General features: G+C 71.9%; 23 protein-coding genes. 7 read left to right on the top strand and 16 right to left on the bottom strand.

What is annotated here, in order from left to right; genetic code table 11:
- Positions 1-107: 107 nt before the first annotated feature.
- The 5 genes from HQQ88_RS06895 to HQQ88_RS06875 form a co-directional block, all read right to left on the bottom strand.
- Complete coding sequence (locus HQQ88_RS06895; RefSeq protein ID WP_123292994.1) at positions 108-989, bottom strand: aldo/keto reductase; 882 nt, start codon at positions 987-989, stop codon at positions 108-110.
- 9 nt (positions 990-998) lie between these two features.
- The gene (locus HQQ88_RS06890; RefSeq protein ID WP_173169012.1) at positions 999-1,631 is read right to left on the bottom strand and encodes a YdeI/OmpD-associated family protein; all 633 of its coding nucleotides are present in this window, start codon (positions 1,629-1,631) and stop codon (positions 999-1,001) included.
- A 139-nt stretch (positions 1,632-1,770) separates the two neighbouring features.
- Positions 1,771-3,321, bottom strand: a complete 1,551-nt coding sequence (locus HQQ88_RS06885; protein WP_173169011.1) for an FAD-binding protein — start codon at positions 3,319-3,321, stop codon at positions 1,771-1,773.
- Positions 3,318-3,554, bottom strand: coding sequence for a hypothetical protein (locus HQQ88_RS06880; protein ID WP_173169010.1), 237 nt, complete (start codon positions 3,552-3,554; stop codon positions 3,318-3,320). The genes HQQ88_RS06885 and HQQ88_RS06880 overlap by 4 nt, the downstream gene beginning before the upstream one ends.
- Before the next feature lie 59 nt (positions 3,555-3,613).
- Positions 3,614-4,153: an acyl-CoA thioesterase gene (locus HQQ88_RS06875; protein WP_173169009.1), complete on the bottom strand. Its 540-nt coding sequence runs from the start codon at positions 4,151-4,153 to the stop codon at positions 3,614-3,616.
- A 128-nt stretch (positions 4,154-4,281) separates the two neighbouring features.
- Here HQQ88_RS06875 and HQQ88_RS06870 point away from each other — a divergent pair, with 128 nt between their 5' ends.
- Both HQQ88_RS06870 and HQQ88_RS06865 read left to right on the top strand, forming a co-directional pair.
- The gene (locus tag HQQ88_RS06870; RefSeq protein WP_173169008.1) at positions 4,282-5,268 is read left to right on the top strand and encodes an aldo/keto reductase; all 987 of its coding nucleotides are present in this window, start codon (positions 4,282-4,284) and stop codon (positions 5,266-5,268) included.
- Positions 5,269-5,446: 178 nt separating this feature from the next.
- Positions 5,447-6,853 carry a nucleobase:cation symporter-2 family protein gene (locus tag HQQ88_RS06865; RefSeq protein ID WP_254066937.1) on the top strand — a complete coding sequence of 469 codons (1,407 nt, stop codon included), beginning with the start codon at positions 5,447-5,449 and terminating at the stop codon, positions 6,851-6,853.
- Here HQQ88_RS06865 and pucL read toward each other — a convergent pair.
- The 7 genes from pucL to HQQ88_RS06825 form a co-directional block, all read right to left on the bottom strand.
- The gene (pucL, locus tag HQQ88_RS06860; RefSeq protein WP_173169007.1) at positions 6,850-7,767 is read right to left on the bottom strand and encodes a factor-independent urate hydroxylase; all 918 of its coding nucleotides are present in this window, start codon (positions 7,765-7,767) and stop codon (positions 6,850-6,852) included. The genes HQQ88_RS06865 and pucL overlap by 4 nt on opposite strands.
- Positions 7,768-7,772: 5 nt before the next feature.
- Positions 7,773-8,579 carry a 2-oxo-4-hydroxy-4-carboxy-5-ureidoimidazoline decarboxylase gene (gene uraD / locus HQQ88_RS20100; protein WP_216834253.1) on the bottom strand — a complete coding sequence of 269 codons (807 nt, stop codon included), beginning with the start codon at positions 8,577-8,579 and terminating at the stop codon, positions 7,773-7,775.
- 185 nt (positions 8,580-8,764) lie between these two features.
- A complete protein-coding gene (locus HQQ88_RS06845) occupies positions 8,765-9,247 on the bottom strand; it encodes an FBP domain-containing protein (RefSeq protein WP_123339376.1) in 483 nt (160 codons plus the stop codon).
- Between the two features lie 182 nt (positions 9,248-9,429).
- Positions 9,430-10,212: a class I SAM-dependent methyltransferase gene (locus HQQ88_RS06840; protein WP_131845157.1), complete on the bottom strand. Its 783-nt coding sequence runs from the start codon at positions 10,210-10,212 to the stop codon at positions 9,430-9,432.
- Between the two features lie 40 nt (positions 10,213-10,252).
- Positions 10,253-11,164, bottom strand: coding sequence for a helix-turn-helix transcriptional regulator (locus HQQ88_RS06835; RefSeq protein ID WP_111083595.1), 912 nt, complete (start codon positions 11,162-11,164; stop codon positions 10,253-10,255).
- A 114-nt stretch (positions 11,165-11,278) separates the two neighbouring features.
- Entirely contained in the window at positions 11,279-12,538 is a 1,260-nt protein-coding gene (locus HQQ88_RS06830) for a hemolysin family protein (RefSeq protein ID WP_173169006.1), read from the bottom strand.
- A gap of 153 nt (positions 12,539-12,691) precedes the next feature.
- Positions 12,692-13,699 carry a M23 family metallopeptidase gene (locus HQQ88_RS06825; RefSeq protein ID WP_173169005.1) on the bottom strand — a complete coding sequence of 336 codons (1,008 nt, stop codon included), beginning with the start codon at positions 13,697-13,699 and terminating at the stop codon, positions 12,692-12,694.
- A gap of 161 nt (positions 13,700-13,860) precedes the next feature.
- Here HQQ88_RS06825 and HQQ88_RS06820 point away from each other — a divergent pair, with 161 nt between their 5' ends.
- Positions 13,861-14,355, top strand: coding sequence for a hypothetical protein (locus HQQ88_RS06820; RefSeq protein ID WP_111083592.1), 495 nt, complete (start codon positions 13,861-13,863; stop codon positions 14,353-14,355).
- Between the two features lie 15 nt (positions 14,356-14,370).
- Here the strand turns inward: HQQ88_RS06820 and HQQ88_RS06815 are convergent, their stop codons facing one another.
- Together HQQ88_RS06815 and HQQ88_RS06810 are read right to left on the bottom strand one after the other, a co-directional pair.
- A complete protein-coding gene (locus tag HQQ88_RS06815; RefSeq protein ID WP_173169004.1) occupies positions 14,371-16,062 on the bottom strand; it encodes a cation:proton antiporter in 1,692 nt (563 codons plus the stop codon).
- 27 nt (positions 16,063-16,089) lie between these two features.
- Positions 16,090-16,455, bottom strand: coding sequence for a hypothetical protein (locus HQQ88_RS06810; protein WP_173169003.1), 366 nt, complete (start codon positions 16,453-16,455; stop codon positions 16,090-16,092).
- A gap of 193 nt (positions 16,456-16,648) precedes the next feature.
- On the opposite strand from HQQ88_RS06810, the gene HQQ88_RS06805 reads away from it, so the two are divergent.
- The gene (locus HQQ88_RS06805; RefSeq protein WP_173169002.1) at positions 16,649-18,859 is read left to right on the top strand and encodes an NADP-dependent isocitrate dehydrogenase; all 2,211 of its coding nucleotides are present in this window, start codon (positions 16,649-16,651) and stop codon (positions 18,857-18,859) included.
- A gap of 132 nt (positions 18,860-18,991) precedes the next feature.
- Here the strand turns inward: HQQ88_RS06805 and HQQ88_RS06800 are convergent, their stop codons facing one another.
- The gene (locus HQQ88_RS06800; RefSeq protein WP_131877800.1) at positions 18,992-19,444 is read right to left on the bottom strand and encodes a DUF3817 domain-containing protein; all 453 of its coding nucleotides are present in this window, start codon (positions 19,442-19,444) and stop codon (positions 18,992-18,994) included.
- An 89-nt stretch (positions 19,445-19,533) separates the two neighbouring features.
- Between HQQ88_RS06800 and HQQ88_RS06795 the strand changes: the two genes are divergently transcribed.
- Positions 19,534-20,310 carry a ThuA domain-containing protein gene (locus HQQ88_RS06795; protein ID WP_235035887.1) on the top strand — a complete coding sequence of 259 codons (777 nt, stop codon included), beginning with the start codon at positions 19,534-19,536 and terminating at the stop codon, positions 20,308-20,310.
- Entirely contained in the window at positions 20,307-21,461 is a 1,155-nt protein-coding gene (locus HQQ88_RS06790; RefSeq protein ID WP_173169001.1) for a GAF domain-containing protein, read from the top strand. The genes HQQ88_RS06795 and HQQ88_RS06790 overlap by 4 nt, the downstream gene beginning before the upstream one ends.
- Positions 21,462-21,527: 66 nt before the next feature.
- Here HQQ88_RS06790 and HQQ88_RS06785 read toward each other — a convergent pair whose 3' ends face one another.
- Positions 21,528-21,971, bottom strand: a complete 444-nt coding sequence (locus HQQ88_RS06785; RefSeq protein ID WP_173169000.1) for a hypothetical protein — start codon at positions 21,969-21,971, stop codon at positions 21,528-21,530.
- 74 nt (positions 21,972-22,045) lie between these two features.
- Between HQQ88_RS06785 and HQQ88_RS06780 the strand changes: the two genes are divergently transcribed.
- Positions 22,046-22,696, top strand: coding sequence for a ScbR family autoregulator-binding transcription factor (locus tag HQQ88_RS06780; protein WP_165901374.1), 651 nt, complete (start codon positions 22,046-22,048; stop codon positions 22,694-22,696).
- The last annotated feature ends 112 nt before the right edge of the window (positions 22,697-22,808 follow it).

Raw genomic sequence — 22,808 nt, 5'->3', positions numbered from 1 at the left:
TGCACACGCAAGCGCAGGGTTGGAAAGCGCGGGAGACGGACGGGAGGCACGGTGCCAGCTGGCACCGTGCCTCCCGTCCGCCGTTCGGTCGCGTCCGCCACCCCGGGTCAGGAACCCAGCTTCGACAGCTCCTCGAACTCGTCGTCGGTCAGCTCGATGGTCGCGCCCTGCAGGTTGTCCTCCAGGTGCGAGACGCTCGAGGTGCCGGGGATCGGGAGCACGACGGGCGAGCGCTTGAGCAGCCACGCGAGGGCGAGCTGCGCCGGGGACGCACCCTTCCGCGACGCGATCTCGGTGAGCGGGGAGTCCTCGCCGGTCAGCCCGCCGGTCGCGAGCGGGAACCACGGGATGAACGCGATGCCCTGCTCGGTCGACCAGTCGAGGAGCTCCTCGGCGTCGCGCTTCTGCAGGTTGTACAGGTTCTGCACGGAGACGATCGTCGCGATCTCCTGGGCCGCCTTGACGTCGTCGACCGACACCTCGGACAGGCCGATGTGCCGGATCTTGCCCTCGTCCTGCAGCTTCTTGAGCTCGCCGACCTGGTCCTCGAGCGGGACCTTCGGGTCGATGCGGTGCAGCTGGAACAGGTCGATGCGCTCGAGCCCCAGGCGGCGGAGGCTCATCTCGGCCTCCTGACGCAGGTACTCCGGACGGCCGACCGGCGGCCACTCGTTCGGGCCGGTCCGGGTGAGTCCGGCCTTCGTGGCGATGACGACGTCGTCGCCGTAGGGGTGGAGCGCCTCGTGCAGGAGCTCCTCGGCGACGTAGGGGCCGTACGAGTCGGCGGTGTCGAAGAAGTCCACGCCGAGCTCGACGGCGCGCCGCAGAACGCGGACGGCCTCGTCGTGGTCCTTCGGGGGTCCCCAGACGCCGGGGCCGGTGAGCTGCATGGTGCCGTAGCCGAGGCGGTGGACCTCGAGGTCGCCACCGATGCGGAAGGTGCCGGAGGCCGCGGCCGGGCGGTTCGTGGTGTCGGTGTCAGTGGTCATGTCCCCGGTCTACGCCGGAGGCGTTGCCGGTCCCTGAGTCGGTGTCCCCCGGCGCTCCGACCGGTCCGGACGCGGGTACGGCGTCTCGCCACGCGCCAACCCGGAGACGAGCTTCGTCAGCCGGTTCGTCCGGGCCGTCGCACTCGGCGCGGTCGTGATCCGGTGCAGCACGGCGTACCGGTTCGTGCCGTCGAGCTCGGCGAACAGGGCGGCGGCCGCGGGCGAGGCGTCGAGTGCCGCCTGCAGGTCGTCGGGGACGGTGGCGGTCGCGGCGCCGGCGTAAGCGCGGTCCCACCTGCCGTCGCCCTTGGCCCGGTCGATCTCGGCCTGACCGCGGTCGCGCATCCGGCCGTCGGCGATGAGCGTCGCGACGAGTCCGATGTTCCGCTGCGACCAGAGCGACGCCTTCCGCCGCGGGGTGAAGCGCTGGCGGAAGGTCGCCTCGTCGCGGCCGCGCTTCTGCCCGTCGATCCACCCGGAGCACAGTGCCTCGTCGAGGGCGGTGTCGTAGGTCAGGGTCGTCGGCTCGGTGACGCCCTTCTTCGCGAGCACGAGCCACACCCCGTCGGCGTCGCCCTCGTGCGCGTCGAGCCAGGCGCGCCAGGCAGCGACGTCCGGCAGCACCAGGTCGACGATGTCCATGCGGTCATCGTAGGACGCGGCCGGCCGGCCCCGGCTCCTGCCCGAGTCTCGGCGTGGGCGACAGTCCTCGCGGTGCGCGCCACGAGAACCGTCGCTCACACCGAGACTCGCGTGCGTCGGGCCGAGACTCGTGCGTGCGTCAGACCCAGTTCGGCTGGTCGAGCACGCCCGTCGGGTCCGCCTGTTCCGCGATGCGGTGCAGCCGCGAGGTGTTGTCCCCGAAGTACGCCGACGGGTCCGTGATGGCTGCGTCGCAGTAGTTCGCGTACGCCGCGTCGCCCCACGCCGGTCGCATGGCCCGTCGGAACCCCCGCACGTACGCGTCGAACGGTGCAGGGTCCGCGCCGTCGGCGAAGACCGCCGTGTACTGCACGGTCATGAGCGCGGACCGCCACGGGAACGCCGAGTCGGTCCGGCCGACGTCCGCCACGACGCCGCCGAGGGCGTCGAGCGCGACCCCGCCCTCGAGGTTGCCGTCGACGTCGCCCGCCGCGGCCGCCTGGGCGACGAGCACGTCGATCTGCGCATCGGTGAGCTTCGCCGATCCGATCGACGACGTCGCTGCCTCGGACACCCGCTGCGGCTTCCCCGCCAGCGCGGACATCGCGGCGCCGTAGGTGAGCACCTGCCCGGTGTGGGCGAGGGGCTTCGCACCGGTCGCGGCGATGAAACCGTCGACGGAGGTGTCGGCGCCGGTCTTCGATCCGGTCCACACGCCGGTCACGGTGACCGTCGGGGCGGTGTGCCGACTGCCGTTCAGCAGCTTGAGCGTCGACCACAGCTTCGGGTCGGCGGTGGGCGCCCAGTCCTGCCAGGCGCGCACCACGGCAGCGGCGGCCGACCACGCGAACGTGATGCTGAAGAGCAGGACGGGAGGCGCGGCCTGCGTCCGGTACGTCAGTGCGGTCACGACGCCGACGGTTCCACCGCCCCCACCGCGGCAGGCCCAGAACAGGTCCGGTTCGCTGGACGTCGAGACCTCGTGCACGGCGCCGTCCGGAGTGACGAGCGTGACGCCGGTGAGCTGGTCGCAGGTCAGCCCGAACGAGCGGACGAGCACGCCGACCCCGCCGCCGAGGGTGAGCCCACCGATGCCGACGGTCGGACAGGAGCCGGCGCCGATCGCCCGTCCGGCCTTCGCCAGCGCGGCGTAGACGTCCCCGAGCTGCGCACCCGGGCCGATCGTGACGGTGTCGTCGTCGTGCAGTTCGATGCCGTCGAGGTCCTGCGTGCTGATCACGAGCGATCGCGGGACGTCGGTCCCGGGTGCGCCGCCGGCCGACCAGCCGGTGTACGAGTGCCCGCCCGCTCGCAGTGCGACGGGTGTGCGGGTGTTCCGCGCGAAGGCGAGACCGGCCTGCACGTCCGCGACCCCGGCGACGCGCAGGATGCCCTGCGGGTCGGCGTCGTCGTACCGCGGGTTCTCGAGCACGCGCGCGCTGTCCCAGTCGTTCGACCCGGATCGGAGCACCGTGCCGGAGGCCGCGGCGGCGAGGGCGTCCCACGAGTCGGGGCCACCGGGTGTCGGCGTGCTCGAAGGCGTCCTCGTCGGCTGTGCGGAGCCGCTGGAAGTCGGTCGCGGCGAGCCCGAGGGAGCGGGGCTCGGCCGGGTGCACGCTGCCAGGACCCCGGCGAGCCCGAGTCCCACGCCCCCGGCGAGCAGGGTGCGCCGAGTCGACGTGCGGCTCACGAGCCGGCGAGTCCCCCGCCGGCACCGGTGATGCCTGGGTGTGCGGACTTCGCGAGGCCCTCGGTCATCGAGTGCGCTGCCTCGGCGTCGGCGAGGGAGCGGGCGCCGAGGGTCGGGTCGACGGGTTCGAGGTGGGCGAGGCGCTTCGCACGACGGCGGTTCTGCACCTCGAGCACGGTGAGCAGCGCGGCGATGGCCACGACCACTCCGATGACGATCCACATGACGACCATGACGTTCCCCTTCCGTCCCGGGGTATCCACCCCGTCCCCCGAGCGTACCGCCGCCGTGTCTACGCCGCGCTGCTGATCCGAACGGCACCAGCCCACCCGTGCACCCACGCGGGCAGTTCGCGGTCAGCCGGTGCTCCGCCCACGGCGTCGAGCAGGTCCGCCATGGGGACGGTCCCGCCGGAGCGTCGCAGGAACCGCGCCTGCACGACGGCACGGGCGACGACGGCTCCGCGACGGACGAAGGTCTGCTCCAGGTACACGGCCCGGTCGTCGACGCCGAGCACCCGGGTCACGAGCTCGAACCGCTGCCCGAGTGTCAGGGACCGCTTGTACGTGATGGTCTGCGCCGAGACGACCGGGTACCAGCCGCGCTCCGCGATCGCCCCCCAGAACCCCGAGCGCAGCATCAGGTCGAGCCGCCCGAGGTCGAGCATCGACAGGTACTTCCCGTTGTTGACGTGCCGCAGCGGGTCCAGGTCGGTCAGGGTCACGCGGAACGGTGTGCGTGCCTCGTCCCAGAGCGATGGCCGCCGTCCGCCGGTCGTCGGGCGGAGCCGGACACGCAGGCGCAACAGGAACAGCCGGAAGTACAGGTTCACGCCCCGATCACACCAGAAGGCCGCGCTGCCCCGCGTGGACCTTGGAGGATCCACACGAACGGTGCCCGTGTCTGACCGGCACAGGCAGTGCCTTCCTCCGAGCGGTGCTCCCGGAGTAGACCTGCACCATGCAGACACGCAAGCTCGCAGACCTCGAGGTCGGACCCGTCGGCCTCGGCACCATGGGCATGAGCGCCTTCTACACGGGCGCCGGCACCGACGACGCGGAGTCGATCCGCACGATCCACCGCGCGATCGACCTCGGCGTCACCCTGTTCGACACGGCCGAGGCGTACGGCCCCTACACGAACGAGGACCTGCTCCGCCGGGCCCTCGCCGACCGCCGCGACGACGTCGTGATCGCGACGAAGTTCGGTCTCATCACCCACACCGCCGGTGAGGAGACGCCCGCCACCGGCCGCGGCATCAGCTCCGCACCGGAGTCCGTGCGCGAGGCCCTCGAGGGGTCCCTGCGGCGCCTCGGCACCGACCACATCGACCTGTACTACCAGCACCGCGTCGACCCGGCCGTCCCGATCGAGGACGTCATCGGGCAGCTCGCCGGCTTCGTGCAGGAGGGCAAGATCCGGCACATCGGCCTGTCCGAGGCCGGACCCGAGACGATCCGGAAGGCCCACGCGGTCCACCCGATCACCGCCCTGCAGAGCGAGTACTCGCTGTGGACGCGCGACCCCGAGGGTGCGGTGCTCGACACCCTGCGCGAGCTCGGCATCGGGCTGGTGCCGTACTCGCCGCTCGGCCGCGGGTTCCTGACCGGTGCGATCACGAAGCCGTCCGACCTGGACTCCGACGACTTCCGGCTGGCGAACCCCCGGTTCCAGGAGGAGGCCTTCGCGCAGAACATGCGCATCGTCGACGCCGTCAAGGAGATCGCGACCGAGGCTGGTGCCACCCCGGCGCAGGTGTCCCTCGCCTGGCTGCTCGCCCAGGGCGACGACGTCGTGCCGATCCCGGGCACGAAGCGTGTGTCGCGCCTCGAGGAGAACGTCGGTGCCGCCGACCTGACCCTCACCGCGGACCAGGTCACGCGCCTGTCGGCGCTCCCGGTCCCGACCGGCGACCGTTACCCCGACATGTCGACCATCGGTCGGTAGACGCGACCGGTTGTCGGCCTGGAGGCCCGTGGCGGATCCGCCACGGGCCTCCCGTCCGTCTCTGCGTGTGTTTCGGGCGCTGGTCCGGTGGCCGACGCGACCCACGCCCGTCATCCCGGGGAAACACGGGGTGCATAGCGTCCGGAGCACAGGGAAACCACCGCTCGAAGGGGACGCCATGACGACCACGAAGACACCGCGCGCGACACCGACCGAGGACGGCGTCGACTCCGTCCCACCGCTCGCCAGGCTCCTGCCGCTCGGCCTGCAGCACGTGCTCGCGATGTACGCGGGCGCGATCGCCGTGCCGCTCATCGTCGGTGGGGCCCTCGGCTTCGACAGCGCCGACCTGGCCTTCCTCATCAGCGCCGACCTGTTCGTCGCGGGCCTCGCCACGATCGTGCAGTCCGTCGGCTTCTGGCGGTTCGGGGTCCGGCTGCCGCTCGTGCAGGGTGTCACCTTCGCCGCGGTCGGCCCGATGATCGCGATCGGATCGGAGCACGGCATCACCGCCGTCTACGGGGCGACGATCGCCTGCGGTGTCTTCATGGTGGTCGTCGCACCGTGGTTCGCGCAGCTCGTCCGGCTGTTCCCACCGATCGTCACCGGCACGGTCATCCTGATCATCGGTCTGTCGCTCATGAGCGTCGCCGCCGGCTGGGTCACCGACGGCGGGAAGGACGGCGCTGCCGACCCGCTCGACGTCGCGTTCGCCGCCGGGGTCCTGCTCGCGATCGTCCTGGTCGAACGGTTCGCGCCGCGCGGTCTCGCCCGGGTCTCGGTGCTGTTCGGACTGCTGCTCGGCACGGTCGTGGCGCTGTTCGTCCCCGGCATGGTCGACGGGTCGGGCATCGGCGACGCGGGCTGGTTCGCCTTCGTCACGCCGTTCCACTTCGGGCTGCCGACGTTCGACCTCGCCTCGATCGTGTCGATGCTCGTCGTCGGGCTGGTGATCATGACCGAGACCACCGGCGACATGATCGCGGTCGGCGAGGTCACCGGCCGCCCGGTGTCGAAGCGCACGCTCGCCGACGGTCTGCGCGCGGACGGACTCGGCACCGTCGTCGGCGGGGTGTTCAACACGTTCCCGTACACGGCGTTCGCGCAGAACGTCGGGCTCGTCGCACTGACCGGCGTTCGCTCCCGGTACGTGGCGACGGCGGCCGGCGGCATCCTCGTCGTGCTCGGCCTGGTGCCGAAGGTGGCCGCGGTGGTCGAGGCGATCCCGCACGCGGTGCTCGGCGGTGCCGGTGTCGCGCTGTTCGGCATGGTCGCGGCGTCGGGCATCAGGACGCTGTCGAAGGTGCGGTTCGACAACCGGAACGTCCTCGTGGTGGCGCTGCCGCTCGGCATCGCGCTGCTGCCGACCGTCGCCCCGGACATCTACGGGCAGTTCCCGACCTGGTTCACGCTGGTGTTCGACTCGGGGATCTCGGCCGGCGCCGTCGCGGCGATCCTGCTCAACCTGCTGCTCGGGTCCCGCTCGGTCGCCGAGCGGTACGGCGAGGACCCGGCGGTCGGTTCGTACGACGGGGTGCGGTCGACGGCGCCGATCGCGCTGCCGCGCGAGGAGCCCTCGGCCTAGACGAAGGCGGGCAGGTTCTCCCACGCACGGGGCGCCTCGGCCACGCCGTCGCGGACGACCGTCCCCTCGATCAGCCCGTAGGGACGGTCGGCCGCGATGAACACCTCGTTCTCGTTCGTCAGGTCGAACGGCGACAGGTCCACGACGAAGTGGTGCTTGTTCGGCATCGCGAACCGCACCTCGGCGAGTTCGGGCCGCAGTTCGATCGCCGCCCGCCCCATCTCCCACAGCGTCTGCTGCAGGGCGAGCGAGTGCACCGTGGCGAACTGCTCGAGCATCACGGCGACGACCTCCTCGTACAGGGCGTCGTAGTCGATCCCGGCCTCGACGGCGGACGGCAGGTACCGCCACCGCGCCGTGACCTCGGTCGCCATGATCCGGTCCGTCGTCTCCGGCAGGGTCGTGAACCGCGACCGCGGGAACCCGTGGAACTCGGAGCCGGTCGACTTCAGGACGACCAGGTCCTTGACCCCGCCGGTGACGTGGCGCTCGCCGCCCTCGACGTGCACCGTCGCCAGGCGGGTGCCCGTGCCGGTGCGGCGGAACGAGTGGTCGTGCGGCTGCCCGTCGACCGTGATGCGTTCCCACGGGTGCACCTCCGCCTGCCAGAGCCCGCCCTCGACCCAGTCGAACTCGCTCGTGAACTGGTCGGCGAGCAGTGCGAGGAAGTCCTCCGGGGCGCCGACGCCGTGCTCCTTCGCCAGGGCGAACACGGTGTTCTTCTGGGTGTCCGTCGCGACGATCCGGGAGTTGTCGCCGCTGGTGAACGACCCGGCGAACGCCTCGCCGATGAGCTGCGACGTCACGGTCAGGTCGGCGATCTCGTGCCGGTCGCCGTGCCGGGTCACGCGGACCAGGCGGTTCTCGGCCTTGCCGTACTTGTTCGGTCCCAGGTGGACGGTGGTCTCCGACATGGCGGTCAACTCCCTCGGTAGGTGCTGTAGGCGAAGGGGCTCAGCAGCAGCGGGACGTGCAGGTGCTCGGTTCCCGTGACGCTGAACGCCACGGTCACGAACGGGTGGAAGGTCGGCACCCCGGCAGCGGCGAAGTACGGGCCGGTGTCGAAGCGCAGCACGTGGTCGGTGCGCGCGAGCACGTCGGGGCCGAGTGCCGCACGGCCGTCGGCATCGGTCGAGCCGGTCGCGACGACGTCACCGTCCACGGTGCTGAGCGTCAGGCCGACGCCGACCGCCGGGGTGCCGGTGGTGGCGTCGAGCACGTGCGTGGTCAGGTGCGGCACGGCGAAGGTCGCACGGATGCGGTGCAGGGCGATGTCGGCCAGGGCAGCGGCGGCCTCGTGCGCCTCGACCGCCGGGTCGGCCCCGAGGCGCCGGTCGAGCTCGGCCAGCAGCTCCTCGGGGGTCCGACCGGCGGCCCGCACCAGGAACACCCGCCCGAACCGCTGTTCGTACGCGGCGTTGCCGTCGGCGATCCAGCCGGCCACCTCGTCGCCGGCGGTGCGCATCGACGACTGTTCGCGGGCCGACGAGGCATCGGTCGTCCGCTCACCGATCCGCGGGTGCTGCGCGAGGGCGTGGTCGAGTTCCGGCGCACCCCACGACGCCGACTCGACTCGTGCCCGGTCGAGCAGCGCCGACACCGTGCCGAACGGGCGCGCGGCCACCAGGGCGTCGACCCACGCGGGCACGTCGGCCCATCCCCGGATCACCGCGGCAGCGTCGGGGGCGGTCGCGTCGTCGAGGTCGCCGAGGTCGCCGAGGTCCATGTGCCGAGGCTACGGAACGACCGTTTCACCCGCGTTACCGGGCGGTTTCCCCCGCAACGCGACCCGCGGCCCTGAAACGGTCGCGTCTGCCGGACGGGAGGCCCGTGGCGGCCCCGCCCCGCGCCTCCCGTCCGCCGTCCGTCGCGTTGCGGACGCGAGACGCCGGCGGCTCAGACCTCGGCGGCTCAGACCTCCGTGGCGAAGGACGCTGCGCGCAGCTGCAGGTCCTCGATGCGCCGCAGGCGTGCGGCCTCGACGTCGTAGCCCTCGTAGGCGGGCGGCGGCAGCTTCCGGACGTTCCGCGAGCACTGGAAGTCCTGGCAGACGAGCGTGCCGACGGTGTCGCCGTTCCGCCCCGCCTTGCCGGACCGCTTCGCGCTGTAGAACACGACGTCGTTCGGCAGCTTCACGTCCTGGCACCACGAGCACTGGGCGCGCGAGCGCGACGAGGCCTCGGCCTGCCGGAACACGATGCCGACGAGCGTTCCCTCGAGCGTCGGCACGACGGCGTACGCACGCCGACCGATCTTCGGGTCGCGCCAGCCCAGGAAGTCGAGCGCGTCCCAGTCGATCGCCTCGAAGTCGGCGGGCAGCGTGATGTCGGTCGTCTCCTTGCGGGAGGCGTTGACGAAGGACGTGCGGAGGGTCTTCTCCGTGATGGGGAGCATGGTGCATCGCTTTCGAGCGGGCCCGGGGCGTGCGGACGCACACCGCACCGGGCGGAAGGAGGTCAGGGTTCGACGAGGGCGGCCGTGCCTGCGGGCACGACCGGGGGCCTCACGCCCTGATGCCGGCGCTACGGGCGCCGACCACCTCCTGGAAGCTCACGCGCCCAGCCTACGTCGACGTGTCAAGCGGTGGGGACGGCCGTCACCAGGACGAGGGCGCCCTCGTAGGTCGGCCGGATCCGCAGCGCCCCGTGCCGCCGGTCCCACTCGCCGGAGTCGAGCGCGGTACGGAGGGCGGCCACCGATCGCCGTGCGGTGAGCTCGTCGACGAAGCTCCACGCCGAGTTCGCCTTCCGGGCGCCCGGGTCGAGCAGGCGCTCCGGCCGGGCGTAGTACGCCTCGGAGAAGCCGTCGACGCACGTGAACGGGATCGGCAGCGGGGTGTTCGTGACGGTGTCGTCGCCCAGTGCGGCGGCGAGGCGGTCGAGCGCGGGGTAGCGCCGGGCCTCGGTCGCCATCACCTCTGGTGCGTACTCGGCGAGCCAGAAGTCCTCGACGCGGGCCGGGTCGCACGTCAGGATCACGATCGGACCCCGGGTCACCCGGCGCAGCTCGGCCAGCCCGCGCTCGAGGTCGCCCCACTGGTGCACCGAGAACGTCGTCATCGCGGCGTCGAACGTGTCGTCGTCGAAGGGCAGGTCCTCGGCGGTGGCGTCGATCGCCGTCGACAGGGTGTCCGGTCGTTGGGCGCGCATCGACGCCGAGGGTTCGACCGCGGTGACCTGTCGGTCGGTCGGCTCGTAGGACCCGGCACCGGCACCCACGTTGAGGACGGTGCGGGCGTCGCCGAGGGCCTTCGCGATCGCCCGGGCGAACGTCGGTTCGGGTCGCCGGTACTGCCGGTAGTCCTGGCCGATGCGGGCGTAGTCGGCGTCCCCCGCTGATCCGTCCGTCGTCCTGGTCACGTCCCCAGCCTACGAACCGTGCGCCGGGCCGACCAGCGGTTCAGTCGACCGACTCGGACTCGGACTCCGCCGCGCGCAGGGCCGCGTACTGCTCGGCCCGTTCCGTCGCGGCCCAGGTGCCGAGCAGGGCCAGTGACCGCTCGGACTCGCTGCCCGGCTCGGCCGAGTACGTGAACAACGTCAGGCCGGGGTCGGCGACCAGGTCGAGCGCCTCGTACGCCAGGCGCAGCTCGCCGACGATCGGGTGGTCGATGCGCTTCCCGCCGGCGCGCTGCAGCCGGACGTCGTGCGCGGCCCACCAGCCGCGGAACTCCTCGCTGCGCGTGGAGAGCTCCCCGACCAGGGTGATGAGTCCGGGCTCGCACGGGTTCGACACCGCGGCTGCCCGGAGCACGGCGACGGCGTCCTTCGCGGTCTGCGCCCAGTCCGGGAAGAAGTCTCGGGCCGCGGGGTCGAGGAACGTGAAGCGTGCGGTGTTCACGGGGCGCCCCGGGCCGGCGAACATGGGCGAGTACAGCGCGCGACCGAGCTCGTTCGTCGCGACGACGTCACCGCGTTCGTTCCGCACCCAGGCAGGCGCGCCGGTGATGGCGTCGAGCAGGCGCTGGACGCCGGGGCGGACCCGCGTGGGGACGGTGCGGTGCATCGTCTTGACGCCGGAGTTCGCCAGTCGGGTGAGGTCCCACAGGTGGACGCGCTCGTCCTCGTCGAGCTGCAGGGCGCTCGCGAGGCCCTCGAGCACGCTGTCCGAGACCCCCTTGAGCGATCCACGCTCGAGCCGTGTGTAGTAGTCGACGCTCACGCCGGCGAGCATCGCGACCTCGTGCCGTCGCAGCCCGGGGACGCGTCGGACCCCGCCGCCGAACGACGGCATGCCGACCTGCTCGGGGGTGAGCCGCGCTCGCCGGGAGGACAGGAAGTCGCGGATCTCGTTGCGCACGTCGATACCCATGGGGAGAGCGTACGTGGCGGCGCTGTCCGTCCGGCAGGCACTGGCGGTACCCGCCGGGCGGACGGGAGGCCCGTGGCGGCGCCGCCACGGGCCTCCAGGTCAGCTGCGCGGAGTTCAGAGCGTGACGTCGGCCGTGATCCGGACGCGCGCCACGCGGTGACCGTCCATGGCGGTCACCTCGAGGCGGTGTCCGCCGGCGGCGACGACGTCGCCGACTTCCGGCACGCGGTCCAGGTGGACCTGGACGAGGCCGCCGACGGTCTCGTAGTCACCGTCGGGCAGCGCCGGACCGCCGTCGGCGACGAGGTCCTCGAGCACCGTGGACCCGTCCACGCCGTCGTGCTCGGCCGTGGGTTCGTCGTACTCGTCGCGAATACGGCCGACGAGGTCCTCGAGCAGCGCCTCGAGCGTGACCATGCCCGCACTGCCGCCGTACTCGTCCACCACCAGGGCGATCTGGTGCCCGTCGGTCCGCATGTCCGCGATCGCGCTCGACAGCGACTTCGTCTCCGGCAGTGCCAGCACCGGGCGTACCAGGGTCGACACCGGTGCGTCCGGGTCGCTCGGCCGGAGCAGGTCGCGGAGGTGCACGAAGCCGTCGACCTCGTCGCGTCCGCCGGAGGTCACGAGGTACCGGGTGTGCCCGACCTCGATCGCGTGGTCGGTGGCCTCGGCGATGGTCAGCGCGGCGTCGATCGTGGACACGTCGTACCAGGGGCGCATCGACTCGCGCAGGATCCGGTCACCGGCGTCCAGCGCACTCCGGGCGATCCGGCGGCCCTGCTCGTCGACGCCGGTGTGCTCGTCGACGAGGCCGCGGAGCTCCTCGGTGCTCATCGACTCGCTCCGGGCGTTCGGGTCGCCACCGAGTGCGCGGACGACCAGGTTCGTCGAGGCCGACAGCACCCAGATCACCGGGCGCATCAGGGTCGCGAAGCGGTCGAGGGTCGGTGCGACGAGCATCGAGAAGCCCTCGGCGCGCTGCAGGGCGAGTCGCTTCGGCACCAGTTCACCGAACACGAGCGACAGGTAGGCGATGACGAGGGTCATCAGCACGAGAGCGACCGTCTCGGCGGCTCCCTGGCCGAGTCCGAGCCCGGTGAACACGGGTGCGACGTCGGGCGCGATCGACGAGGCGCCGTACGCGGCGGAGAAGAACCCGGCGACGGTCACGCCGATCTGCACGGCCGCGAGGAACCGGTTCGGGTCACGCCCGAGTTCGGCGACCCGCAGGCCACGGGAGCCCCGGCGTTCGAGTTGCTGCAGTTGCGACTCACGGAGCGAGACGAGTGCGATCTCGGCGGCGGCGAACACCCCGCCGACGAGCACGAAGAGGATGACGAGCCCGAAGGCGATCCAGGTGTCGGCGCCCATCAGCGGGCAGCTTCCGCGGATCGACGACGGGCGGGCGGTCTGTGGTGATCGTCCATGCCTGTGAGTCTGCACAGGGCAGCTGGGACGTCACCCCACCAGCGCTCGACGTCTGCTGTGCGTCCGGGGTGCGTGCGGGGTGGGTGGCGTCGGGGGCTACGTCGTCAGCGAGCGGCCGATGCGGGCTTCGAGCCACGCCTCGGGGTCGATCGGGGTCACACCGTCCATCAGGACCTCGAGGTGCAGGTGCGCGCCGGTCGAGACACCGGAGGAACCCACGAGCCCGATGAACTCGCCGGCCTCGACCTGGTCGCCGACCTTGAGCGGCGACGACCCCGGGATCATGTGCCCGTAGAGCGTCGACACCTGGCGGCCGTCGATCTCGTGGTCGATGATCACGGCGTTGCCGTACGAGAAGTACGTGCCCGAGATTCGGACGGTGCCCGCGGCGACGGCACCGATGGCCGTGCCCATGCCGGGCGTGAAGTCGAGGCCCTGGTGCAGCGAGGAGCACGCGCCGCACGGTGCCGAGCGGTAGCCGAAGCCCGAGCTCATCTGCACCGGGCCCGGGAACGGGGAGCGGACCGCGCCGCCGTACGAGACGGCCTCGCCTGCGATGCCACTCGTGTCGGCCGTGCCGCCGGTGGTGACGATCCGGCGCGTCGTACCGCCGCCGACGGTGAACCCGTCGCGGTCGAACCCGGTCGCGGTGACCGCCTGGGTGACCGCGTAGTCCTGGGTGCGCACGATCGGCGCGATGGTCGAGGTCGCCATCGAGGTGCCGGCGCTGGCGTGGGCGGGCATCGCCGAGGCGGCGAACATCGCGATCGCCGCAGCAGCGCTGGTCAGGGTGATCCGTCCGGCACGACCGGACCGGGAGGCCCGTGGGGCCTTCGTGACGCTCGTCACGGTGGCAGCGGGGCGGCGGACCACGCGCGTGATGCGGGTGTCGACGTGCTCGGTCGTCGCGCGGGCTGCGGTGGCGCGGCGGCCGACGGGCTTCGCGACCTTGGCCGGCTTCGCGACCTTCACTGCCTTGGCGGGCTTCTCCGCTCGGCGCTGGGGCTTCCGGGCTGCGGCACGCTCGGCCTCGAGGGCAGCGCGACGGGACAGGTGCACCACCGGGGTCTCCGGGTGCTGGTCGAGTTCGGGTGCAGTCGTCATGGCCGCCCACCATTCTGCACGACTCTGTCGCTTTGTACAGGCCCCACCGTGATCTTTTCGTTACCGCGGGGCTGGGAGGCACCTGATCACCGCGGGCCCCGACGTCCCCCGACCGTCCGACATCGGTAGCGTCGTGGGAAAGCGACGGAAGGACCCGCACCATGGCCCGATCGCCGCGAGAGCGGCCCGCGCAGGTCGACCTCGGCACCGCCGACGTCGTGCTCGCCGGCACCCAGGAACTCCTGCCCGTGCTCCGCGCCGCCGCGGTGCGCGCGGGCATCGATGCCGCACGCATGCGGGTCATCGGGGTCGACGACCTGCCGGACCCGGAGGAGACCTGGGACGCCGAACTGGCGGTCATCGCGATCCGGCGCCCCGGTGACGACCCCGCGTTCCACCGTGCCCAGGCGGCCGCTGAGCTCATCGACCCGCTGCTCGTGCCGCACGCCGTCCGGATCGTGGTGACGGTCTCGGGACTGACACGGCTCGCGCCGAAGGTCGAGCGCACCCTGACGTCCGAGGTGCTCCACCAGATCGACGCCGCATCCGCGCCGTCGGGGTTCGAGCGGCCGTTCCGCAGCATGCGGATGCGGCTCGGGCTCGCAGCACTCCGGGCGGCCGGCGTCCGGGTGTTCCGCGTCTCGATCGGCACCTGACCGGCGGGACTGCCGTCAGCGGGCAGGTGCCCCGCGGAGCTCGAGGGCGATCTGCTCGGCGTCGAGGTTCTGCAGCATCGACTCGAGCACCTCGGCGTCGAAGGAACCGTCGTCGCGGGCGTCGAGGATCGCCGCACGCTGCGCCTCGAGCACCGCGAGTCGTCGGGCCTTCTCGCGTCCCATCCACGCCCGGAGCTCGGCCGGGTCGGCTGCCTCGAGTTCTTCGCGCGCTCGAGGGCCGGCCTCGCGAGTGCCGGGGACGTCCTCGGCCGCCGTCCGCATGAGCTCGAGCAGCCGCTTGCGCTCCTCGGTGTCCCGCGCCGACGTGTCGGGTGAGGGAGCGGCGATCCGTCGGAGCAACGGGCCGATCGTGCCGCCCTGGACCACGAGCGAGAGCAGGGCCACCGCGAACGCGATGAACACCAGGAGCGATCGTTGCGGCGTTTCCTCGGGCAGGGTCTGCGCGGCGGCGACCGTCACCGCCCCGCGCATGCCGGCCCAGACCACGGCGGTGCCCTCGCGCCAGCCCAGCGGTGCCTTCGTGTAGTACGCGATGTCCGCCAGGGTGCGGCGGACGCGTGTCGTGAACCGGTCGAGTTCGCGCTCCGACGGCGCCCGGTTGCCCGGTCGGTGCTCGCGGATCACCTCGCTCATCGCGTCGCGGTCGCCGGCGTGCATCTCGGCGAAGCGGTCCTGCATCCGCTCACCGCGCTTGGCGGCCGCCGACAGCGCGAACAGGAGCGGCACGACGTACGCGGTCCGGACGAGCACGGTGAGCACGAGGGCGCCGACGGCGATGAGCAGCGCCGGGCCGATGCCGGAGTGGTCCTCCTGCACGTCGCGGAGGATCGTCGCGAGTTCGAGCCCCATCGTCAGGAACACCGCGCCCTCGAGCACGAGCTCGATGGTCTGCCAGTTCTGCGCGTCGGACAGTCGGTGCCCCGGCGGGAGCTTGCGCGGTCCGACGATCCCGGTGAACAGCCCCGCGACGACAGCCGCGACGAGCCCTGACCCGCCGAAGTGCTCGGTCGGTACCGCGGCGACGAACGGCACCGCGAAGGACAGCGCCGTGTTCACCGCTGCGCTCGGCACCCGGGAGCGCACGAACACGTTCAGCCAGCCGACGAACCAGCCGATGACCACCGCGATGGCCACGGCGCCCGCGAAGTCGCCGAGCGCTCCCCAGAACGAGAACGACGCGGCAGCGGCCACGATGGCCGTCCGCAGGAGCACCAGCGCGGTGGCGTCGTTGAGCAGCGATTCACCGTCGAGGATCGAGATCGCCCGGCGCGACACCGAGGTCTGCTTGACGATCGACGTCGCGACGGCATCGGTGGGACTCACGATCGCACCGAGGGCGATCCCCCACCAGAAGCCGAGGCCCGGGACCACCCAGGCGAAGAAGAGCCCGAGCACGAGGCTGCTCGCGACGACGAGCAGCACCGACAGCCCACTGATGGCACCGAACTCGCGCCGGAAGTTCATCGACGGCATCGACACCGCCGACGAGTACAACAGCGGCGGCAGGACTCCGGCGAGGATCCACTCGGGCTCGATCTCCGCGTCCGGGATGAACGGCAGCAGGCTCGCGATGATCCCGACGACGACGAGCACGAGCGGTGCCGCGACCCCGATTCGGGGCCCGAGCACGGCGGCACCGGCGATGGCGATCAGGGCGATCACGCCCACGACGAGGAGTTCGGTCACCGGTCCAGCGTGGCACCGTCCGCGCGATCAGGTCCTGTCGGGCTCACCGCTGTGGAGAACACCCGCCTGGACCGAAGGGTGTGGAGGAGCGGTGTGGGCGACGACCGCGACGCTGCCGACGGCGAGCACGAGCGCCAGCGCCCCGGCGCTCACCGCTGTGCCGATGCGGCGGAGTCGGGAGCGTCCACCGCGGTCACGCGGGGCGAACCGGGCCAGTCCGCGGCGGGGCTCCGGCCCGACGAGCCACGGACCGGACCCGTCGTCGTCGTACGAGAACGGCCCGGAGCCGTCCGGCGCGTACCGGTACGGGCCGCTGCCGTCCGACGCGTAGGCCGAGCGGAGGTCCTCCGCGGTCCACCCGAAGTCCTCTGGTGTCACACGTGTCGTCGCCATGATCGCCCTCCTGCGGCTCTGGAACTGCGGAAGACCAGTCCACCGAGCGTTCCTATGAGCCGACAGTGCGCCTCCAGGACGTCTGCCGAGTACCTGCCGGACGCAGGCCGGACCATGTATCTTGATGTCGAGACATCCCGCACCACGAGTAGCGTGGACGTACCGACGGTCGAACAAGGGAGTACCCGCCAGCATGGCCAAGATCATCTACACCCTCACGGACGAGGCGCCGTTCCTCGCCACCCACTCCTTCCTCCCGGTCATCCAGGCCTTCGCCGGCACCGCTGGTGTCGACGTCGAGACCCGCGACATCTCGCTCTCCGGCCGGATCATCGCCCAGTTCCCAGAGCGGCTCACCGACGAGCAGCGCGTGGACGATGCCCTGGCCGAGCTCGGCGAGCTCGCGAAGACCCCCGAGGCGAACATCATCAAGCTGCCGAACATCTCGGCGTCGATCCCGCAGCTCAAGGTCGCGATCAAGGAACTGCAGTCGCAGGGCTACGACCTGCCGGACTACCCGGACGAGCCCACGACGGACGAGCAGCGCGACGCCCGCGCCCGCTACGGCCGCGTCCAGGGCAGCGCTGTCAACCCCGTGCTGCGCGAGGGCAACTCCGACCGCCGCGCGCCCCTGTCCGTCAAGAACTACGCCCGGAAGCACCCGCACCGCATGGGTGCGTGGAGCAGCGACTCGAAGACGAACGTCGTCACGATGGGCGTCGACGACTTCCGCTCGAACGAGAAGTCCTGGATCGCCCCCGCCGACGACGTCCTGACGATCACGTTCGTCGCCGAGGGCGGCGAGACCCAGGTCCTCAAGCAGTCGATCCCCGTCGTGCAGGGCGAGGTCGTCGACGGCACCGTGCTGCACGTCGCCGCACTCGAGGCCTTCCTGCAGGACCAGATCCAGCGCGCCGCAGCCGAGGACATCCTGTTCTCCGTGCACCTCAAGGCGACGATGATGAAGGTCTCCGACCCGATCATCTTCGGCCACGTCATCAAGGCGTTCTTCCCGTCGGTGTTCGAGCGCTTCGGTGCCGACCTGGCCGCCGCCGGACTCACCCCGAACGACGGCCTCGGTTCGATCCTCGCGGGGCTCGACGCCCTGCCGAACGGCGCGGAGATCAAGCAGGCCTTCACCGACGGCATCGCCGCGGGTCCCGAGCTCGCGATGGTCGACTCGGACAAGGGCATCACGAACCTGCACGTCCCGAGCGACGTCATCGTGGACGCCTCGATGCCCGCGATGATCCGCACCTCCGGCCACATGTGGGGTCCGGACGGCGACGAGCACGACACCCTCGCCGTGATCCCGGACTCGAGCTACGCCGGCATCTACCAGACCGTGATCGACGACTGCCGCGTCAACGGTGCCTTCGACCCGGCGACGATGGGCTCCGTGCCCAACGTCGGGCTCATGGCGCTGAAGGCCGAGGAGTACGGCTCGCACGACAAGACCTTCGAGGTCCCCGGCGCCGGCGCCGTCCGCGTGACGAACGCCGCCGGTGACGTCGTCATCGAGCACGACGTCGAGCCCGGTGACATCTGGCGCGCCTGCCAGACCAAGGACATCGCCATCCGCGACTGGGTCAAGCTCGCGGTCACCCGTGCCCGCGCCTCGGAGACCCCGGCCGTGTTCTGGCTCGACGAGACCCGGGCGCACGACGCGAACCTGATCGGTCTGGTCCGCCAGTACCTGGGCGAGCTCGACACCGAGGGCCTGCAGATCGAGATCCTCTCGCCGGAGGACGCCATGCGTTTCTCGCTCGAGCGCATCCGCCGCGGCGAGGACACCATCTCCGTCACGGGCAACGTGCTGCGCGACTACCTGACGGACCTGTTCCCGATCATGGAGCTCGGCACCTCGGCGAAGATGCTCTCCGTCGTCCCGCTGCTCGGTGGCGGTGGCCTGTTCGAGACCGGTGCCGGCGGCTCCGCCCCGAAGCACGTCCAGCAGCTCGTGCAGCAGAACTACCTGCGCTGGGACAGCCTCGGCGAGTTCCTGGCCCTGGCGGTCAGCCTCGAGCACCTCGCCGGTGTGACGGGCAACGAGCGGGCGAAGGTCCTCGGTGAGACGCTCGACCGTGCCACCGGGACCTTCCTCGAGCAGGACAAGTCCCCGGGCCGCAAGCTCGGCTCGATCGACAACCGCGGCAGCCACTTCTACCTGGCCAAGTACTGGGCGGAAGAGCTCGCAGCGCAGACGACGGACACCGAGCTCGCCGCGTCGTTCGCCGAGATCGCGGGCAAGCTCGACGCGCAGGAGCAGCAGATCGTCGAGGAGCTGAACGGCGTGCAGGGCCACCCGGCCGACATCGGCGGCTACTACCGCCCGGACGACGCCAAGACGAGCGCGGTCATGCGCCCGTCCGCCACGTTGAACGCGACGCTCGCCGCGCTCTAGACGCACGCACCTGACGGACGGGAGGCCCGGTGCCAGCTGGCACCGGGCCTCCCGTCCGTCGCGGCGGCGACCAGGGCCGCGCATCGTGAGCAGAAATGGTCGGGTCCGCATCACGAACCCGACCATTTCTGCTCACGAAGTCACGCGGGGCGGGCCCGCCGCCAGCAGCACCACGAAGACCAGGGCGACCGCCACGACCCCGATGACGACCGCGACCGCGGGGCGACGCACCACGAAGAACAGCAGACGGTCCCAGAAGCCCGAGCGCGCGTCGGGTGAGCGGCGCCACGGGCCCTCGAGCATGCCGCGTCGGGCGACCGCGACCTCGAACGGCACCGTGGCGTACGGCACGACGGCACTCGCCCAGCCGAGCACGAGTGCCCCGAGGGTCCAGCGCTGGTTGACCGCGACGACGGTCGTCACGACGAGGTAGGCCAGGAACACGAAGCCGTGCACCCCGCCGCCGATCCGGACGCCCCAGTCGCCGGCGTCCAGGCCGTACTTGAGCACCATCCCGGCGATGAGCATGGTCCAGGTCACGAGTTCGGCGACCGCGGCGGCACGGAACAGGGAGCGGGGAGTCATGCCCACATCGTCGCGGACGTGTCCCGGGAAACCCCCGACACTCCGGTGGTCGTATCGATTCGACGCCCGGGGAGGCTAGCGTTGGAGCCATGTCAGTGCCGACCGAGAACCGTCCCCTGAACATCGTCGTCTGGAACGAGAACGTGCACGAGACCCGCGGTGACGCGACGGTCATCGGGCACTACCCCGACGGCATGCACACCGTGATCGCGGCAGCGCTCCGCGAGCACCACCCCGACGCCACCGTGAGCACCGCCACGCTGCAGGAGCCCGACCACGGCATCACCGCCGAGCGCCTGGCCACGACCGACGTCCTGTTCTGGTGGGGCCACGCCGCCCACGACGAGGTCAGCGACGCCGTGGTCGACCTGGTCGTCGACGCCGTGCACGCCGGCATGGGCTTGGTGGTGCTGCACTCCGGGCACTACTCGAAGCCGTTCAAGCGCCTGATGGGCACCACCTGCTCGCTGAAGTGGCGCAACGACGGCGAGCGCGAACTCGTCTGGACGATCGCGCCGGAGCACCCGATCGCCGCCGGGGTGCCGCACCCGATCGTGATCGACCGGCAGGAGATGTACGGCGAGTTCTTCGACATCCCGCGCCCCGACGAAGAGGTCTTCCTGTCGACCTTCGCCGGCGGCGAGGTCTTCCGGTCCGGGGTCGCCTACCGCCGCGGTCTGGGGAAGGTCTTCTACTTCTCCCCCGGCGACCAGGAGTACCCCGTCTACCACCACCCGGACATCCAGCGCGTGCTGTCGAACGCGGCGGCGTGGGCCGCTCCGGTGTCCGAGCGACGCGAGTTGACGGCCGACCAGCACCCGCGGGACTGGTTCCTGACGGAGGGTGCGGGTAGACAGGGCGCATGACCCAGCTGGACCCCGCCGCGCACCGGACCGCCGTCGTCGAGGCACTCGGTGTCCTCGGCAGTGGCCCGGAGGAGCGGTTCGACCGCATCACCCGCATGACCCAAGAGGCGTTCGGGGTCCCGCTGACGTTCCTGAACCTGGTGCACGGCAACGTCGTGACGGCGCAGTCGACGCAGGGCTGGCGGCAGGGCGGGAGCGCCCCGGCGGAGCAGGTCTTCTGCTCGACGACGGTGCTCACGAACGAGCCGATGGTGGTGCCGGACGCGCTGCTGGACCCCCGGTTCCGCGACCTGGCAGCGGTCACCGAGCAGGGCATCCGGTTCTACGCCGGAGCACCGTTGTCGATGCTCGACGGCACCCGTGTCGGCACGCTCTGCATCATGGACGCGACCCCGCGCGAGCTGTCGGCGGCCGACCTCGACCTGCTGCGTGACCTCGCACGGTGGGCGGAGCGCGAACTCGGCCACGCGATCGACCGCGATCGGGTGACCCGCGTGCTCGAGGGCCTGGTCCCCGGACCCGTCGAGGTCCCCGGACACGACCTCGACACCCTGGTGCTCCGGACCGAGGACGGCGGCGGGGACGTCGCCGACTGGCGACTCGCCACCGACGGTGCGCTGCACGTCACCATGGGCAGCGTCGCGGCGGCCGGACGCGCGTCCGGCCTGCTGGCCTCCGCGGTCCGCGGTGCCGTCGTCGCGCGTACCGAGACCGCCATGCAGGACGCGATCGGCGGCCTGGAGGCCCAGATCACCGCCGACCTGTCCGCTGCGGACGCCGTCGGCTCGCTCTTCCACCTGCGGCTCGACCCGACGTCGGGGAACGTCGTCTTCGGGGACGCCGGCCACGGCCTCGCGGTGCTCGTCCGCGCCGACGGCACCAGCCGGGCGCTGCACTCGCTCGACCTGCCGCTCGGCCTGCAGCCGGAGTCCGTGCCGCGGTCCCCCGCCACGCTCGACCTGGCGGCGGGCGACCGGCTGGTGGTGTGCACCGAGGGCGTCCTGGCGCTCGAGGGGATCAGCCACCTCGACGACCTGGCCGCCCTGGTCGCTGCCGAGCCGACCGGTGCCGCGGTCGTCGAACGGGTCCGCGCGCTGGTGCCGGCCGCTGCAGCCCACGACGTGACGCTGGTCGTGCTCGGGCGGCGCTGAACACCGTCCGACGCCACCGTCCGACGCCGACGACGACGACGTCGCTGCCGCAGTCGTGCGCCGCGGTCAGGAGCGGAAGCGGTCCTGCCGTGATCGCGGTGCGCCGGTGAGCGCGACGACGAGCAGCGTGGCCAGCAGTCCGAAGCCCGCGAGCTCGATGCCGAGGCCGGCGAGCTGCCAGTAGGCACTGCCGACCACCTGCGGCTGCGAGATCGACTCGGGCCACCACGCGTCGATGAGCGGGAACGAGCTGGGGAACGGGTCGAGGCCGAACACCACGAGCCCGCCGAGCAGCAGGACGACACCGAGCAGCGCCATCACCCCGCGGGAGCGCCCGAGCATGTGCACGACGAGCGCGGCTGCCATCCCGGCGAGCCCCACGACGGCGATCAGGAACGCGAGCACGACGATGGTCTGCGGCGCGAGGGCTACCCAGTCGAGCACCGCGATCGGCAGCAGCAGCCACCGTCCGGTCCGCGCCCACCGCGCGGGGTTCCGCCATCCGTCCATGGCCGCCAACCGTAGGGCACCCGCCCGAACGCGGGCCGTGCGCAGCCCCGGAGCGGGACTACGATCGGGAGGTGATGGCGCAGGACGGACGCACTCGGCAGCAGCGGGCGCTCGAGACCCGCGCGGCGATCATCGGGGCCGCGGCCGCCGAGTTCGACGAGCGCGGGTACCTCGGCGCGTCGATGGACGGCGTCGCCGAACGGATCGGGCTGACCAAGGGCGCGCTGTACTTCCACTTCGCGTCGAAGGCCGACCTCGCCGGCGCGGTGATCGCGCAGCAGCACGAGGTCTCGCGGCGCTACGGCGAGGCCGCGATCGCCCGGAGCCGGACGCCGCTCGAAGCCCTCATGTGGATGTCACAGGGACTGGCGACCCAGATGGTCACCGAGGTGGTCGTGAGCGCCGGCATCCGTCTGTCGACCGAGGTCGCGACGCACGACGTCCCCCGTCAGGACCCGTACACCGACTGGATGGCGCTCATCGCACAGACCGTGCGCCAGGCGATCGACGCCGGCGAGGTGGACCCGCGGTGGGACCCGGACATGGTCGGACGCGTCGTCATCCCCGCGTACACGGGCGTGCAGACGGTGTCGGACGTGCTCGCCGACCGCACCGACCTGTACGAGCGCCTGCGGGAGCTCTGGACGGTGCTGCTCGCCGCGCTGGTCACGGAGCGCCTGCGACCAGAGGTCCCCCGACTCGTCGCGATCATCGCCCCGGAGTGACGCGGGTCCCCCCAGGGAAACACCCACGTCACCGTCCCCTCGAGGATACCCAGCGGTCGGTTTCCGCACCCGCCCCCGTTCGCGGGCATGTGTCCACCGGCCCACTAGCCTG

Origin of the sequence: Curtobacterium sp. VKM Ac-2861 (assembly GCF_013204965.1) — a bacterium.
Lineage (GTDB): Bacteria > Actinomycetota > Actinomycetes > Actinomycetales > Microbacteriaceae > Curtobacterium.
The sequence above is the reverse complement of the archived record's forward strand: the minus strand, read 5'-3'. Positions and strand labels throughout refer to the sequence as shown.

Excerpts from the sequence above, each read along its gene's own strand:
- HQQ88_RS06795 (WP_235035887.1), top strand. The coding sequence starts at position 19,534 with ATGTCAGTGCCGACCGAGAACCGTCCCCTGAACATCGTCGTCTGGAAC.
- HQQ88_RS06835 (WP_111083595.1), bottom strand. The coding sequence starts at position 11,164 with ATGGGTATCGACGTGCGCAACGAGATCCGCGACTTCCTGTCCTCCCGG.
- HQQ88_RS06820 (WP_111083592.1), top strand. The coding sequence starts at position 13,861 with ATGGCCCGATCGCCGCGAGAGCGGCCCGCGCAGGTCGACCTCGGCACC.
- HQQ88_RS06785 (WP_173169000.1), bottom strand. The coding sequence starts at position 21,971 with ATGGACGGATGGCGGAACCCCGCGCGGTGGGCGCGGACCGGACGGTGG.
- uraD (WP_216834253.1), bottom strand. The coding sequence starts at position 8,579 with ATGGACCTCGGCGACCTCGGCGACCTCGACGACGCGACCGCCCCCGAC.
- HQQ88_RS06805 (WP_173169002.1), top strand. The coding sequence starts at position 16,649 with ATGGCCAAGATCATCTACACCCTCACGGACGAGGCGCCGTTCCTCGCC.
- HQQ88_RS06890 (WP_173169012.1), bottom strand. The coding sequence starts at position 1,631 with ATGGACATCGTCGACCTGGTGCTGCCGGACGTCGCTGCCTGGCGCGCC.
- HQQ88_RS06830 (WP_173169006.1), bottom strand. The coding sequence starts at position 12,538 with ATGGGCGCCGACACCTGGATCGCCTTCGGGCTCGTCATCCTCTTCGTG.
- HQQ88_RS06870 (WP_173169008.1), top strand. The coding sequence starts at position 4,282 with ATGCAGACACGCAAGCTCGCAGACCTCGAGGTCGGACCCGTCGGCCTC.
- HQQ88_RS06895 (WP_123292994.1), bottom strand. The coding sequence starts at position 989 with ATGACCACTGACACCGACACCACGAACCGCCCGGCCGCGGCCTCCGGC.
- pucL (WP_173169007.1), bottom strand. The coding sequence starts at position 7,767 with ATGTCGGAGACCACCGTCCACCTGGGACCGAACAAGTACGGCAAGGCC.
- HQQ88_RS06790 (WP_173169001.1), top strand. The coding sequence starts at position 20,307 with ATGACCCAGCTGGACCCCGCCGCGCACCGGACCGCCGTCGTCGAGGCA.
- HQQ88_RS06880 (WP_173169010.1), bottom strand. The coding sequence starts at position 3,554 with ATGGTCGTCATGTGGATCGTCATCGGAGTGGTCGTGGCCATCGCCGCG.
- HQQ88_RS06825 (WP_173169005.1), bottom strand. The coding sequence starts at position 13,699 with ATGACGACTGCACCCGAACTCGACCAGCACCCGGAGACCCCGGTGGTG.
- HQQ88_RS06800 (WP_131877800.1), bottom strand. The coding sequence starts at position 19,444 with ATGACTCCCCGCTCCCTGTTCCGTGCCGCCGCGGTCGCCGAACTCGTG.
- HQQ88_RS06780 (WP_165901374.1), top strand. The coding sequence starts at position 22,046 with ATGGCGCAGGACGGACGCACTCGGCAGCAGCGGGCGCTCGAGACCCGC.
- HQQ88_RS06865 (WP_254066937.1), top strand. The coding sequence starts at position 5,447 with ATGACGACCACGAAGACACCGCGCGCGACACCGACCGAGGACGGCGTC.
- HQQ88_RS06810 (WP_173169003.1), bottom strand. The coding sequence starts at position 16,455 with ATGGCGACGACACGTGTGACACCAGAGGACTTCGGGTGGACCGCGGAG.
- HQQ88_RS06845 (WP_123339376.1), bottom strand. The coding sequence starts at position 9,247 with ATGCTCCCCATCACGGAGAAGACCCTCCGCACGTCCTTCGTCAACGCC.